The 14,091-nt window shown below is 37.9% G+C and carries 14 protein-coding genes; 13 read left to right on the plus strand and 1 reads right to left on the minus strand.

Annotated features, from left to right (window positions below; translation table 11 throughout):
* Positions 1–3 precede the first annotated feature (3 nt).
* Genes JR050_RS08710 through thiE form a run of 9 tightly spaced genes read left to right on the plus strand, consistent with a single transcriptional unit; the run spans position 4 to position 7,488 of the window.
* Positions 4–1,452: an ATP-binding cassette domain-containing protein gene (locus tag JR050_RS08710; RefSeq protein WP_204203118.1), complete on the plus strand. Its 1,449-nt coding sequence runs from the start codon at positions 4–6 to the stop codon at positions 1,450–1,452.
* Between the two features lie 13 nt (positions 1,453–1,465).
* On the plus strand, positions 1,466–2,263 hold the full coding sequence (locus JR050_RS08715; protein ID WP_239454231.1) for an energy-coupling factor transporter transmembrane component T family protein: 798 nt from the start codon (positions 1,466–1,468) through the stop codon (positions 2,261–2,263).
* Positions 2,264–2,323: 60 nt separating this feature from the next.
* Positions 2,324–2,950, plus strand: a complete 627-nt coding sequence (locus JR050_RS08720; protein WP_204203120.1) for a thiamine phosphate synthase — start codon at positions 2,324–2,326, stop codon at positions 2,948–2,950.
* Positions 2,934–4,061: a glycine oxidase ThiO gene (thiO, locus tag JR050_RS08725; RefSeq protein ID WP_204203121.1), complete on the plus strand. Its 1,128-nt coding sequence runs from the start codon at positions 2,934–2,936 to the stop codon at positions 4,059–4,061. Before JR050_RS08720 ends, thiO begins: the two co-directional genes overlap by 17 nt.
* Positions 4,039–4,242: a sulfur carrier protein ThiS gene (thiS, locus tag JR050_RS08730; protein ID WP_204203122.1), complete on the plus strand. Its 204-nt coding sequence runs from the start codon at positions 4,039–4,041 to the stop codon at positions 4,240–4,242. Before thiO ends, thiS begins: the two co-directional genes overlap by 23 nt.
* A gap of 1 nt (position 4,243) precedes the next feature.
* Positions 4,244–5,011 (plus strand): thiazole synthase, encoded by a 768-nt coding sequence (locus JR050_RS08735; protein WP_204203123.1) that lies wholly within the window; start codon positions 4,244–4,246, stop codon positions 5,009–5,011.
* Complete coding sequence (locus JR050_RS08740; RefSeq protein WP_204203124.1) at positions 5,008–6,027, plus strand: thiazole biosynthesis adenylyltransferase ThiF; 1,020 nt, start codon at positions 5,008–5,010, stop codon at positions 6,025–6,027. The genes JR050_RS08735 and JR050_RS08740 overlap by 4 nt, the downstream gene beginning before the upstream one ends.
* A 10-nt stretch (positions 6,028–6,037) precedes the next feature.
* Complete coding sequence (gene thiD, locus JR050_RS08745; RefSeq protein ID WP_204203125.1) at positions 6,038–6,850, plus strand: bifunctional hydroxymethylpyrimidine kinase/phosphomethylpyrimidine kinase; 813 nt, start codon at positions 6,038–6,040, stop codon at positions 6,848–6,850.
* The gene (thiE, locus tag JR050_RS08750) at positions 6,847–7,488 is read left to right on the plus strand and encodes a thiamine phosphate synthase (RefSeq protein ID WP_204203126.1); all 642 of its coding nucleotides are present in this window, start codon (positions 6,847–6,849) and stop codon (positions 7,486–7,488) included. Before thiD ends, thiE begins: the two co-directional genes overlap by 4 nt.
* A 107-nt stretch (positions 7,489–7,595) precedes the next feature.
* On the opposite strand, the gene JR050_RS08755 is transcribed toward thiE, so the two are convergent.
* Positions 7,596–8,102, minus strand: coding sequence for a hypothetical protein (locus JR050_RS08755; protein WP_204203127.1), 507 nt, complete (start codon positions 8,100–8,102; stop codon positions 7,596–7,598).
* A 513-nt stretch (positions 8,103–8,615) separates the two neighbouring features.
* Here JR050_RS08755 and JR050_RS08760 point away from each other — a divergent pair.
* The 4 genes from JR050_RS08760 (at position 8,616) to JR050_RS08775 (ending at position 14,078) form a co-directional block, all read left to right on the plus strand.
* Positions 8,616–10,376 (plus strand): ABC transporter ATP-binding protein, encoded by a 1,761-nt coding sequence (locus tag JR050_RS08760; RefSeq protein WP_204203128.1) that lies wholly within the window; start codon positions 8,616–8,618, stop codon positions 10,374–10,376.
* Positions 10,373–12,385, plus strand: coding sequence for an ABC transporter ATP-binding protein (locus JR050_RS08765; protein ID WP_204203129.1), 2,013 nt, complete (start codon positions 10,373–10,375; stop codon positions 12,383–12,385). Before JR050_RS08760 ends, JR050_RS08765 begins: the two co-directional genes overlap by 4 nt.
* A 201-nt stretch (positions 12,386–12,586) precedes the next feature.
* On the plus strand, positions 12,587–13,390 hold the full coding sequence (locus tag JR050_RS08770) for an amino acid ABC transporter substrate-binding protein (protein WP_204203130.1): 804 nt from the start codon (positions 12,587–12,589) through the stop codon (positions 13,388–13,390).
* The gene (locus JR050_RS08775; protein ID WP_204203131.1) at positions 13,377–14,078 is read left to right on the plus strand and encodes an amino acid ABC transporter permease; all 702 of its coding nucleotides are present in this window, start codon (positions 13,377–13,379) and stop codon (positions 14,076–14,078) included. Before JR050_RS08770 ends, JR050_RS08775 begins: the two co-directional genes overlap by 14 nt.
* The last annotated feature ends 13 nt before the right edge of the window (positions 14,079–14,091 follow it).

The following is a 14,091-nucleotide window of genomic DNA, read 5'->3' on the forward strand; positions in this document are numbered from 1 at the left end:
AACGTGGAACCTATTATTGATTTAAAAAAGCTCAGACTAAAATTTCCTGGTGAAGAGAGACTTCTTCTTAAAGATACAAATCTAACAATCTATAAGGGTGAGAAGGTTCTCCTTCTTGGCCCTTCTGGATGTGGGAAATCAACATTACTTCAAGTGTTAGGGGGGATTATTCCTCGTTCCATCGATGTTCCGATGAAAGCGGAGCATAGACAACTCCCGAATTCAGTTGGATATGTATTTCAAGATCCAGAATGTCAATTTTGTATGCCATACGTTGATGAGGAAATTGCGTTCGTTTTGGAAAATCTTCAAGTTCCAAGAGTGGAAATGCGAGACAAAATTACTGAGTATTTACGGAAAGTTGGCCTTCATGATGTTCCTTTGCATACTAAAATTAATTCGTTATCTGGAGGACAGAAGCAACGTCTTGCAATCGCTTCAATTTTAGCATTAGAACCAGAAGTATTATTGCTAGATGAGCCAACTGCAATGCTAGATCCATATGGGACGAAGCAAGTTTGGAGTACCATTTTGGATATTATGACAGACCAAACGTTAATTGTTGTAGAGCACAAAATTGATCATGTAATCGACCTCATTGAACGTATTATTGTTTTTGATGAGAGTGGTGAAATTCTTGTAGACTCACCGAAGAAAGAGGTTATAGATAGACATTTACCATTACTAAAAAGTCATGGGATATGGTATCCAGGTGTGTGGGAGGAATACTTGTCCTGTAAGGTTAGGCGAGAATCATCTACGTCTACTTCAAGCGGCTCGATTATGATCATGAAGGATTTTCATGTATATCGAAAAAAAGAAGTTTACGCTTCTGTCGATGAGTTAAAGATTGATCAAGGTGAATGGATTACGGTTGTCGGTGAGAACGGAGCAGGAAAAAGCACGTTATTGCTAGGCATGATGCAACTTTTAAAGACTTCGGGAGATTACGAGATTCATGGAGTTCGCGTTATTCCCAAAATAGATTTATCAAGGAAGATTGCTTATGTGTTTCAAAATCCTGAATTTCAATTTGTGGCACACTCTGTATTTGATGAAGTAGCATTTTCCCTTCGATTAGAGGGAGAAGAGGAGTCTGTTATCGAAAAAAAGGTAGATGAGTTACTTACTAAATTTTCTCTGTTTGATCATCGTCATAAACACCCGTACCAACTATCAATGGGACAAAAGAGACGACTTAGTGTTGCTACAGCGATCTTAAATAAGCAAAAAATTTTACTTTTAGATGAGCCAACATTTGGTCAGGATAGCAAAAATACGTTTGAATTACTTGAGCTTTTGGAAAAGGAACGGAAAGCAGGAACTGTTATTGTGATGATTACACACGATGAACGGATTGTAGAAAATTTTGCAACAAGAAAATGGATGATGAAGGAAGGCAAGATAGTTGAGGATACATTTGTAACCAAGAGAAAGGCAGTTTACTCGTAAAGGGATGAATGCTATGAAAGAAACGTGGATGTATCATATTAATCCAACATTTAAGCTGTTTGTGATGCTAGTAGTGTTTATCCTAATCTTGCTAATTCATAATCCAAATACGCTATTAAATGTAACGATGTTATTGTTCCTTTTGTTTCTATTGTTCAATGGGCATAGCCTAAAAGTCGTTTTACTACTATTACTGCCGTTTTTATTAATCTTCGTATCGACTTCATCGTCGATGATCATGTTTGGGAAAGGTGATACAACTTGGGTGAAATGGGGATTGATTCACATCACAGAGGAAAGTTTCTTCCGTGGGATTCATATCGGATTACGAGCACTTGCCTTTGGACTTCTAGGGTTACTGTTTTCCCTTACAACAAAGCCTGTTAATCTCTTTTACTCTTTAATGCAGCAGGCAAGACTCAGTCCGAAATACGCCTATAGTTTCCTTGCAGGGTACCGGTTAATTCCGATTATGCTGGAAGAGTTTCAAGTGATTCACCGTGCAATGAAAGTACGAGGAGTTGGGCGACAAAAAGGATGGAGTGGCATTGTGAATAAACTAAAAGCCTACACCATACCTTTATTATCCCAGAGCATTAGAAGAGCCTTTCGAATCGGAGTCGCCATGGAAGCAAAACAATTTACAACGAACGCAAAACGAACCTATTATTACAAGATTGGATTCTCGAAACGAGACCTGTATTTCGTTTGCGTTATTTCCTTAATCCTAACGAGTGCCTACATCCTATCAACACACTTCCCATACGTCCCGATCCAAGACGTAAGATACGAAACCACGTTAACGCTTTAAAGCACCGGGGGCCTGTCCCCCATCGCTTTAGAGTGTGAAAGTATTTTGAGGGGGGATTGGATGGGGTTGCATTTGGTTTCGAATGGTAGGATGACTGCTACACAATTTAGTGAAGTGGTGCAGACAGTTGATCAGTATGTTGATTATGTTCATATACGAGAAAAGCAATTGAGTGCACGTGATTTATTTGTTTATGTTCTCACACTACTTGAGTGTGGTGTGCAGTCTGAGAAACTTATTATCCATGACAGAGTGGATGTTGCTGAAGGGTTAGGTGTGAGAGGAGTGCAATTAACTACTAACAGTCTGCCTGTGGAAGTTGTAAGAAAAATGAATCCAACTTTGGTAATTGGCTGTTCAACGCACTCACATGAACAGGTGAATAATGCCGAGATTGGTGGGGCAGATTTTGCCTTTTATGGTCATGTATTTGAATCTATTTCTAAGCCTGGCCTCGAGCCTCGGGGGTTAAATAGGGTTAGATTTATTACGAGTAAAACAAATCTTCCACTTATCGCAATTGGTGGAATTACACCGGAGAATACAAAATCAGTGCTTGATAATGGTGCCTCTGGCATCGCGGTCATGTCAGGGATTCTAGATGCAATAGATCCGAAATGGGCTGCAAAACAATACTGGAATGCAATCCAAGAGTCGAAGGAGGTACAAAGTGAACTCAAAACATGATGTCATTATTGTGGGTGGAGGAATTATTGGACATTCGATATCTTATTCGTTAAGTAAAAAGGGAATGAAAACTTTAGTAATTGAAAAAGGAAAAATTAATAAAAGAGCAACAAGTGCTGCAGCTGGCATGCTTGCGGCTCTTTCCGAAGTAACCGATGAAAGCCCACTTTATGACATTGCTAGAACAAGTAGAAACATGTTTCCAAAACTGCGAGATGAACTCTATGAAAACACAGGAATTGATATAGAACTCATTCAACAAGGGATGCTTAATATTGCTCACACAGAGGAAGATGCAGCAAAACTAATAAAAATGACACAATTCCATCAATCAAAAGGAGAAGCTGCCTGCTGGGTTCCCACAACTGAATTAAACGAACTTGAACCAAATCTTTCATCTACTATTTGTGGTGCCATGTTTGCTTCAAATGACGGCCATGTCTCACCTCTCAAATTAGCTACTGCTTTTGCAGAGGGAGCGAAGAATTACGGTGGTAGATTACTAGAATTTACAGAAGTTACCGAACTATTAATACAGAATGAAAGAGTAGTTGGTGTCAAAACATACACCGATGAATTTTATAGTAAAAATGTGGTGATTGCTGGTGGAGCTTGGGCTAGTCATCTATTAAAAGATTTGCCAATCTTCCCTGTAAAAGGGGAATGCTTCTCGGTTACTTCTCAAGAAAAACTAATAACAAAAACGATCTTTTCTGACGAATGTTACATCGTTCCTAAGCAAGGCAACCGGTACATTGTCGGAGCTACTGTTATACAAGGAACGTATGACGAAAGAGTTAACGTCGCTGGAATCCATTCGCTATTAAATAAAGCAATAAACTTACTTCCGAAATTAAAAGAGGCAAAATGGGAAAAAGTTTGGGCGGGAATACGACCACAAACAATTGATGAACTCCCATTCATCGACGAACACCCAACTTTAAAAGGGGTATATGTTGCAGCAGGACACTACAGAAATGGTATTCTATTAAGTCCCATTACTGGTGAAAGGATAGCGAATTTGATTACTGGTGAGTATGTCAACTTCGGTACAAAAGCCTTTTCATTAAAAGGGAGGGAAGCTATTCATGAAGCTACACATAAATGGTGAAGAAGTAACGGTCCCAGACGAAATGATGAACATGTCAGATTTAGTGTCTTATTTCAACTTACAAGAAAAAATTATCATTATCGAGCATAATCACGAGATATTAGAAAAAGATTCACACCATCAAGCAAAGATTCAAGATGGTGACAAAATTGAAATCGTTCATTTTGTAGGAGGCGGATGATATGTTGAAAATCGGTCCATATTCTTTCCAATCAAGATTGCTTTTAGGAACTGGGAAATATCCAAACTACGATATTCAAAAAGAAGCAGTTGACGTTTCAGAAGCTGAAATATTAACATTTGCCGTTAGAAGAATGAATATTTTTGAACCCAAGCAACCTAACTTCCTTGAAAAGTTAGATGTGAAAAAATATACGTTACTGCCGAATACAGCGGGTGCTTCAACTGCAGAAGAAGCTGTAAGGATTGCAAAGCTAGCTAAGGCATCTGGCCTATGTGACATGATAAAGGTTGAAGTAATCGGAGACTTTACAACACTCTTACCTGATCCGTTTGAAACGTATAAAGCATGTGAACAATTACTAGAAGAAGGCTTTATTGTTTTACCATACATTTCAGATGATGTATTATTAGCAAAAAGATTACAACAACTGGGTGTGCATGCAGTCATGCCAGGTGCTTCACCGATAGGTTCAGGCCAAGGCATTGTTAACCCATTAAACTTAAGTTTAATTATTGAGCAAGCAGAGGTACCAGTTATCGTTGATGCAGGTATTGGTTCTCCTGCTGATGCAGCAACGGCAATGGAGCTAGGAGCAGACGGCGTATTGTTAAATACAGCTGTTTCTTCTGCAAAGGATCCTGTAAAAATGGCAAAAGCCATGAAGCTTGCGATTGATGCCGGAAGACTTGGTTTTGAAGCGGGGAGAATTCCCAAAAAACGCTATGCGACTGCAAGCAGCCCGATGGAAGGATTGAGCACTGTTTGAGTGAACGTTATTCAAGACATGAATTATTTGCTCCCATCGGAGTAGAAGGACAACAGAAAATTAGAGAGAAACACGTATTAATCATTGGCGCAGGAGCTTTAGGAAGCGGAAGTGCAGAGGCGCTAACACGTGCAGGAATCGGTAAACTAACGATTGTTGACCGTGACTATGTTGAATGGAGCAACCTTCAACGACAACAACTTTACGGAGAAAAGGATGTAGCCCTTAAGCTGCCGAAAGCAATTGCGGCTAAAAACAGACTTTCTGAAATAAATAGTGATGTTGAAGTTAATGCGATTGTGACAGACGCAACTGTTCAAGAGTTTGAGCAACTCGTAAAAGATGTACACCTAATAATTGATGCAACAGATAACTTTGATACAAGACTTTTAATCAATGATATATCTCAAAAATACAACATTCCTTGGATATATGGTGCGTGTGTTGGCAGCTATGGAATTAGCTATACGATTGTACCTGGAGAAACCCCTTGCCTTCACTGCCTGCTTGAAAAGGTGCCCGTGGGTGGAATGACGTGTGATACAGCTGGGATTATTAGCCCTGCTGTCAGCATGGTAGTTTCCTATCAAGTTTCAGAAGCACTGAAAATACTAGTGGAAGACAACGGAAATCTTAGGAAAAAGCTTGTAACATTTGATCTTTGGACGAATCAGTATGCTGCCATTTCTGTCGGGAAGTTAAAACGAGATGCATGCACATCCTGTGGAGTAGATAGAACCTATCCATTTTTATCATTTGAGAATCAGCTTAAAACGGCTGTTTTGTGTGGTCGTGAAACTGTTCAAATTCGTCCACAAGACGGTTTGAAACGTAACCTCGAAGAGCTTGAGAAACAATTGACATTAACTGGAGGAAAGATAGAGCGAAATCCGTTTTTACTTTCATTTGAGATTGCTGGCAAACGACTTGTTATTTTTCAGGACGGAAGAGTGCTAATCCATGGAACAAAGGATGTTACAGAAGCAAAGGGGATTTATCATCGATACTTAGGGTAGAGGTGAAATAATGAATACAAAAAAAGCACTGACAATAGCTGGCTCTGATAGTGGTGGTGGTGCAGGAATACAAGCTGACTTAAAAACGTTTCAAGAACTTGGAGTTTATGGAATGTCGGCAATTACAGCAATAACAGCTCAAAATACACTTGGTGTGAGCGGAGTACATCCAGTACCAACTTCCATGATCACTTCACAACTTGAATCAATAGCTGCTGACTTAACACCTGATGCTGTCAAGACAGGGATGCTATTTAGCAGTGAAGTTATTCAAGCAGTAGCACATTGTATTGATACGTATCAATGGAAACAGGTTGTAATTGACCCAGTCATGATAGCAAAAGGAGGAGCATCTTTATTACAATCTGATGCCATCGCTTCAATGAAGAAACACTTGCTGCCTCTTGCGACCTTAATTACACCAAATATTCCGGAAGCAGAAGTACTGACAGGGATGATAATTCAGTCAATGGAAGATAGAAAAACTGCAGCACGAATTCTTTATGAACTTGGGGCTAAACATGTCGTCATTAAGGGTGGACACAATGATGACTTCATGGCGATTGATTTATATTTTGATGGTGAAAAATTTGAGGAGGTAAGCTCTCCACGTCTTCAAACAAAGAACACTCATGGAACAGGCTGTACGTTTTCAGCAGCACTAACTGCAGAACTGGCAAAAGGAAATACAATAAATGATGCAGTATGTATAGCAAAACAGTTCATTCAAGCAGCAATTACATATGACCTTCAGATTGGCAGTGGTCATGGACCAACTAATCATTGGGCATACAAACAGCTTCAAGGAGAAGCAATACGATGAACATTCGAGAGTATTTGAAATTGTACTTTATAATGGGGAGTAACAACTGTGTTTCTGATCCGGTTCTAACTCTAGAGCAGGCAATTCAAGGAGGAATCACCCTTTTTCAATTCAGGGAAAAAGGGGAGTATTCACTGCAGGGTGAGGAAAAGATACAACTAGCTCGTCAACTAAAATCGGTGTGTCATAAACATAGTATCCCTTTTATCGTGAATGATGATCTGGACCTCGCCATTCTTCTTGAGGCAGATGGAATTCATATTGGTCAGGATGATATACCGATCGAAGATGTACGAGAAAAAGTGGGAAGTAAAATAATTGGCCTATCTTGTCATAATGAACAAGAAGCAAAAGCTGCAATTCAAAAAGGTGCCGACTATATAGGTGTCGGACCAATGTTTGAAACTAATACAAAGCCTGACGCAGAATGTGTCACCGGACCAATAACAATCAGTCAAATGAGGTCTTTGAACCTGGACATACCCATAGTAGGAATTGGAGGAATCACGCCTGAAAATGCTCCAAGTATAATTGAAGCGGGGGCAGATGGAATTGCTATTATTTCTGCGATTAGTAAACATCCCATGCCGCTAGAGGCTGCTCGTCAATTACTTGAGAAAATAAAAATATCCTCTTAAAAAGCACGTCCTCACATGGACGTGCTTTTGTTAACTATTTATGTTGATTTTGAAGCAAAGGAAGCTCATCACAAGCCAAGCGTCAGTGAATATCCTAAAACTAGAAGCTAAGTACTGTTTTCTTCTAAAGAATAGTATCTTTTTTGCAACAGTTTTTGTACAATTCTTCCGATGAAAAAACCGATAATAACAAAAATAATCGGTGTGAATATCGGGCCAAAAGTAATCGATAAAATTGGTTTACTTGAGAAAATTACGCCTATTGTACAAATATATGCTGCTACTGAAAACGGGACTGATTCATAGGGAACTGCCTTTATATTTGCTCGTTCTCTGCCACCTTTAAATGCGTCCCACATTGCAAAAACATACAAACATGGATAAAACATGATCCATTGGTAATTTACTACTTCAATTGCACGTGATATATCACCGTGAAAGCTATAAACTATGGCTAAATTAAGTCTTCCTGGCACATTAATTAAAAATTCTAAAATAACAAATAAAATTGCTTTAATATAATGTCCGTTGAGTAATTGTCCAAATCCAGGCAGGGCAATACTCCATAATAGCATCTCTATAGGATAGGTATATTTAAGCTTCTTATCATCCATCGTGCACCCCACAACCATTTCTTTACTCTTATTAAAGTGAGCCAAAAGGACTAAAATTATAGATGTTATTTTTGTATTTTTTTTACAAAAAAGTTCGAGGTAGTAAAAATGGTAATTGACAGAATGTTACCCCAGTGATAAGCTACCAATTATAGTATATTTTGGAAATGGAGGTTACGTTGAACATGAAAAAGATTGTCGCAAAAAACTCAATTCAATTTAATATGATCAACGTGGCCATAATGAAGTAGTTCCTTTACATTTACTTTCTTTTTAATTTACCGGAGCGCAGGTCATGTTATACATGGCGTGCGCCTTTTTTTATGAGGCACATTCCCTATTGGTTGTGTCTTTTTTTGTTGGGGATAATTGGTATATAGCCATTTATTTATAAATTATAACGAATAGGAGGAAATCACAATGAAAATTCGTGATGTCAGATTACTATGTTACGCAGGAGAGAAAGAAGGTGGATAACACAATATTGCTTATAAAGAAAGGAGAGGTTTTTGAATGTTTTCAGTATTACGCAAACTAAGCTGGTTTTTTAAAGAAAACTGGAAGAGATACACAGTAGCTGTATCATTATTAATTCTTGTAAGTGGATTAGAAGTTATTCCCCCTAAAATTTATGGTATTGCGATTGATGCCATTCATGTTGGGACATTAACATCTAATGAGTTATTTAAGCATATTGGCTTATTATTACTCATTACTTTTACAATGTATGGACTAACTTATATATGGATGTATAAGCTTTTTGGTGGGGCATTTGTTTTAGAAAGATTACAACGATCGAAATTAATGAGACATTTCTTAAAAATGACACCAACCTTTTTTGAGAAAAATCGCACTGGTGACTTAATGGCTCGTTCTACAAACGATCTTAAAGCAATCGCACAAACAGCAGGATTTGGTATTTTAACTCTTGTAGATTCGTTTTTCTTCATGTTTATTATCATTTTTACCATGGGATTTTTCATCAGCTGGAAGTTAACTCTTGCTGCAATCCTTCCGCTTCCAATCATGGCTGTGGTGATTAATATTTATGGAAAGAAAGTGCATAAACGCTTTACTGCAGCACAAGATGCATTTGGCGATTTAAACGACAATGTACTCGAATCTATTGCGGGTGTCAGGGTAATACGTGCCTATGTTCAAGAACATGCAGATGTCGAGCGTTTCGATTCGTTAACAGAAGATGTTTTTCAGAAAAACCTCCATGTAGCAAAAATTAATGCATTGTTTGATCCAACAATAAAAGTATTGGTAGGTATCAGCTATCTAATTGGATTGGGTTATGGAGCGTATCTAGTATTTCATCAACAATTGACTCTAGGAGAACTTGTTTCCTTTAACGTATACCTTGGGATGCTCATTTGGCCGATGTTTGCAGTTGGAGAGTTAATCAATATCATGCAACAAGGAAATGCGTCTTTAGACAGAGTAATGGAGACGTTATCGTATGAAGAAGATGTTAAGGATGATAGGAAACCAATAGAAATCGAGAAACCTGATAGTATTGTTTTCAAGCATGTTACGTTTCAATACCCTTCGTCATCTTTCGCTAACTTAATTGATGTGAATCTCACATTAAATAAAGGTGAAACGCTTGGCATTGTCGGTAAGACAGGTAGTGGGAAAACAACACTTATTAAGCAACTTTTACGTGAATACCCACTTGGTGAAGGAGAGATCCTCATTTCGGGTGTACCATTAAACAAAATTCCAATTGAACGAATTCAAAGCTGGATCGGTTATGTTCCTCAACAACATATCTTATTTTCTAGAACAGTAAAAGAAAATATCTTGTTCGGAAAGCCAGGTGGAACAGACAAAGAGGTAGAGCATGCAATTGAACAGGCAGCGTTTAGGAAGGATTTAGAAATGTTACCAGAAGGTTTACAAACACTCGTCGGTGAAAAAGGTGTAGCACTTTCAGGAGGGCAAAAACAACGTATTTCAATCGCGAGAGCCTTACTCATTAATCCAGAAATATTAATTTTGGATGATTCACTGTCTGCAGTAGATGCCAAAACTGAAGCAGCTATTATCGAGAACATTCAAAACAAACGTGCTGGAAAGACAACCATTATATCAACACATCGTTTGTCTGCTGTTCAACATGCGAATTGGATCGTTGTATTTGATGAAGGGAAAATTGTAGAAGAAGGTACACATGAACAACTAGTAGAAAACGATGGTTGGTATAAAGAACAATGGATAAGACAACAAGTGGAAGAAGCTTTAGGTACAGAGGAGGTGAGAGCATGAGTATAACAAGGCGTTTATTTCAATATGCAATGCTTTATAAAAAAACAATCATCTTTGCTCTCATTATGCTCTCTTTTTCAGTGGCTGCAGAGTTATCTGGCCCATTTATTGCGAAGCAGATGATTGATAAGCATATATTAGGTATCGAACTTCCTTGGCATGAGACAGAAAATGCTGATAAAGATACAGTGAAATATAACGGAAAGTTATATAAACGCTCTGACCACTTTGAAAGTGATGAAAAGGGAAACGAAGTCCGGGTACTCCAAGTCGGAAGAAGCTATTACTTTGTTCATTCACAAATCGAGTTTGATGGAGTGAGAACGTTTAAGGACGGGACGCTTACCATTACAAGAGACGGTCGTGTAGCGGAATATTCAGCTGATAAACTGAGTGGCAAAGATTTATTTGGGTTTTACTCACCTGAAATCGATAATATACTTTTTCTGATGGGTCTGTATTTTGGTTTAGTTATCGTTTCCTCTATCTTTCAATATGGTCAGCGAGTATTGTTACAAGTATCAGCAAATCGTATTATTCAAAGAATGAGGAAGGATGTATTTCGACACATTCAACGATTATCGATTAACTATTTTGATAACCTTCCTGCAGGGAAAGTGGTATCTCGAGTAACGAATGACACCGAAGCAATAAGAGATTTATTTGTGACAGTATTGTCCACGTTCTTCACAGGGGTTATTTATATTACAGGTATCTACATTGCCCTATTTTTACTAGATGTAAGACTGGCAGCAATATGCTTAATACTAGTACCAATCTTAATTGTCTGGATTATTATTTATCGTAAATACGCATCCAAGTATAATCATGTTATACGTTCCACACTGAGTGATATTAATGGAATGATTAATGAGAGCATCCAAGGAATGACAATCATACAAGCGTTCAAACGTCAAAAAGAGACAACGAAAGAATTTGAAGTGATGAATGACAAATACTTTACGTATCAAAATAAGCTATTAAGTTTGAACTCAATGACATCTCATAACTTAGTTTTCGTTTTACGAAACTTAGCGTTCGTTGCGTTGATCTGGTATTTCGGTGGTGCATCTCTCGAAATAGGAACAGTTATCTCAATTGGTGTCCTTTACGCCTTTGTTGATTATTTAAACCGCTTGTTCCAGCCGATCACAGGGATCGTTAATCAATTAGCAATGCTGGAACAGGCACTAGTCGCTTCAGAAAGAGTGTTCGAGCTCTTAGATGAAGAAGGGGTAGATGTGTCAGAAGATACCCCTCCTAGATATAGAGGTGACGTTCAATTTGATCATGTTTCTTTCGGATATAAAGAAGGAGATTACGTCTTAAAGGACATTGACTTTAAGGCAAATCAAGGAGAAACTGTTGCACTTGTTGGTCATACGGGTTCAGGAAAAAGCTCAATCATGAACCTGTTATTCCGTTTTTATGATGCGTTGGAGGGGAAGATTCTAATCGATGGCAAGGACATTCAAAGCTTAACGAAGCAACAAGTTCGAAAGCATATGGGAATTGTTCTGCAGGACCCATTCTTGTTCACTGGTACCATTGCTTCCAATGTAAGTCTACATGATCCAGCCATTACGCGTGAAAAAGTGATAAAAGCGTTAAGGGACGTTGGAGCAGATAAATTTATCGAAAACTTACCTGGTGGGTACGATGAACCGGTGATTGAAAAGGGAAGTACATTGTCAGCAGGTCAAAGGCAGTTGATTTCATTTGCGAGAGCTTTAGCGTTTGATCCGGCCATTTTAATACTAGATGAAGCAACGGCTTCTATTGATACAGAAACTGAATCAATCATACAAGAAGCGTTAGAGGTGTTAAAAAGAGGAAGAACAACCTTTATTATCGCTCATAGACTTTCTACTATTAAAAATGCCGATCAAATTCTTGTGTTAGATAAGGGCAATATCGTTGAACGAGGGAACCATGATGAATTGATGGGACTTAGAGGACGATATTATCAAATGTATCAGTTGCAGCAAGGAGCTACATTGGCAGGTTAAAAGAGGTGCAATAGCGCACCTCTTTTTTATGCGAAAAATCTAATCCAAGCCCTTCTCTAAAAAAACATAGTAAGATAAATAACCAATTTTTGGACACAATAACTATAAACAAATTTTTTGACATACGTTTTTTACGTGAGTTAAACTTACAAAGTTGGTTTATTTTATACAATTCATATAAGAATAGAGGGGATTAGAATTATGAAAAAAATTAGTTTGACTTTACTACTTGGGTTATTAGTTGTTTTATCAGCGTGTGGTGGAAACGCCGATAAGGAAGAGAGCAAAACTGCAGAACAGGATTTATTATCTTCAATCCAAGAAAAAGGTGAATTCTTAATTGGGACAGAAGGAACTTATCCTCCATTTACCTTTCATGATGAAAAAACAGGTGAGTTAACAGGGTTCGATGTAGAAATTGCTCGCGAAGTAGCAAAACGTTTAGGTGTGAAGCCTGTATTCCAAGAAACTGCTTGGGATGCAATGTTTGCAGGGCTTGATGCAAAACGATTCGATATGATTGCCAATCAAGTAGGGATAAGAGAAGACCGAAAAGAGAAGTATGATTTTTCTAATCCTTATATATCTTCTGCTGCCGTGTTAGTTACTCAAAAAGATAATAACAATATTACATCCTTTGAGGACATTAAAGGATTAAAAGCAGCTCAGTCATTAACGAGTAATTATGCAACAATGGCAAAGGAAAATGGAGCAGAGATAGTAGGAGTAGAGGGACTGTTCCAAGCAATTGAACTTCTAAATTCTAATCGTGTGGACCTAACGATTAATGATAAGTTATCCATATTAGATTTTATGAATGAAAGACCGAACGCAAATATTAAAATTGTCGCTACAGCAGAAGATGCTGCTGAGAGTGGATTAATGTTCCGTAAAGGAAATGAGACATTAGTCGAAGCTGTTAATAAAGCGTTGTCTGAAATGAAAGAAGACGGTACGTACGAAGAAATTTCAACGAAATGGTTTGGTGAAGATGTATCTAAGTAACATTTTTTCAGATCCTGAACGTCTAGATAAAGTAGCAGATATATTAATAAGCTCCCTTTTACCAATGGTAGAAGGGGCTCTCTATTATACAATTCCATTAACGATTATTTCGTTTATACTCGGAATCATTATAGCTGTGTTTACCGCACTTGCTCGTATATCGAAAAATCCCATCTTTTCATGGATTGCCAGAGCATATGTCTCTATTGTAAGAGGAACTCCATTATTAGTTCAGCTATTTATTATTTTCTATGGATTACCTTCAGTTGGAATTACGATTAATCCATTTCTCTCAGCGGTGATTGGATTTTCATTAAGTGTAGGTGCGTACGCATCCGAAATTATTAGAGCAGCGATTCAGTCAACTCCAAAAGGACAATGGGAGGCTGCTTTTTCAGTAGGTATGAATTATGGTCAGGCACTAAAAAGAGTCATTTTGCCACAGGCGTCTAGAGTATCTATTCCACCATTATCAAATTCGTTTATTAGTTTGGTCAAAGACACTTCGCTGGCATCACTTATCTTAGTAACAGAAATGTTTAGAAGAGCTCAAGAAATTGCAGCTCAAACATATGAATTCTTATTTTTATATATTGAGGCTGCTTTTTTATATTGGATAATTTGTCTGCTCTTATCATTAGTTCAAGGGCGAATTGAAAGGAAACTCGATCGTTATGTGGCTAGATAAATACGATGAAAGG

This window comes from Bacillus suaedaesalsae, assembly GCF_016890225.1.
GTDB lineage: Bacteria > Bacillota > Bacilli > Bacillales > SA4 > Bacillus_BS > Bacillus_BS suaedaesalsae.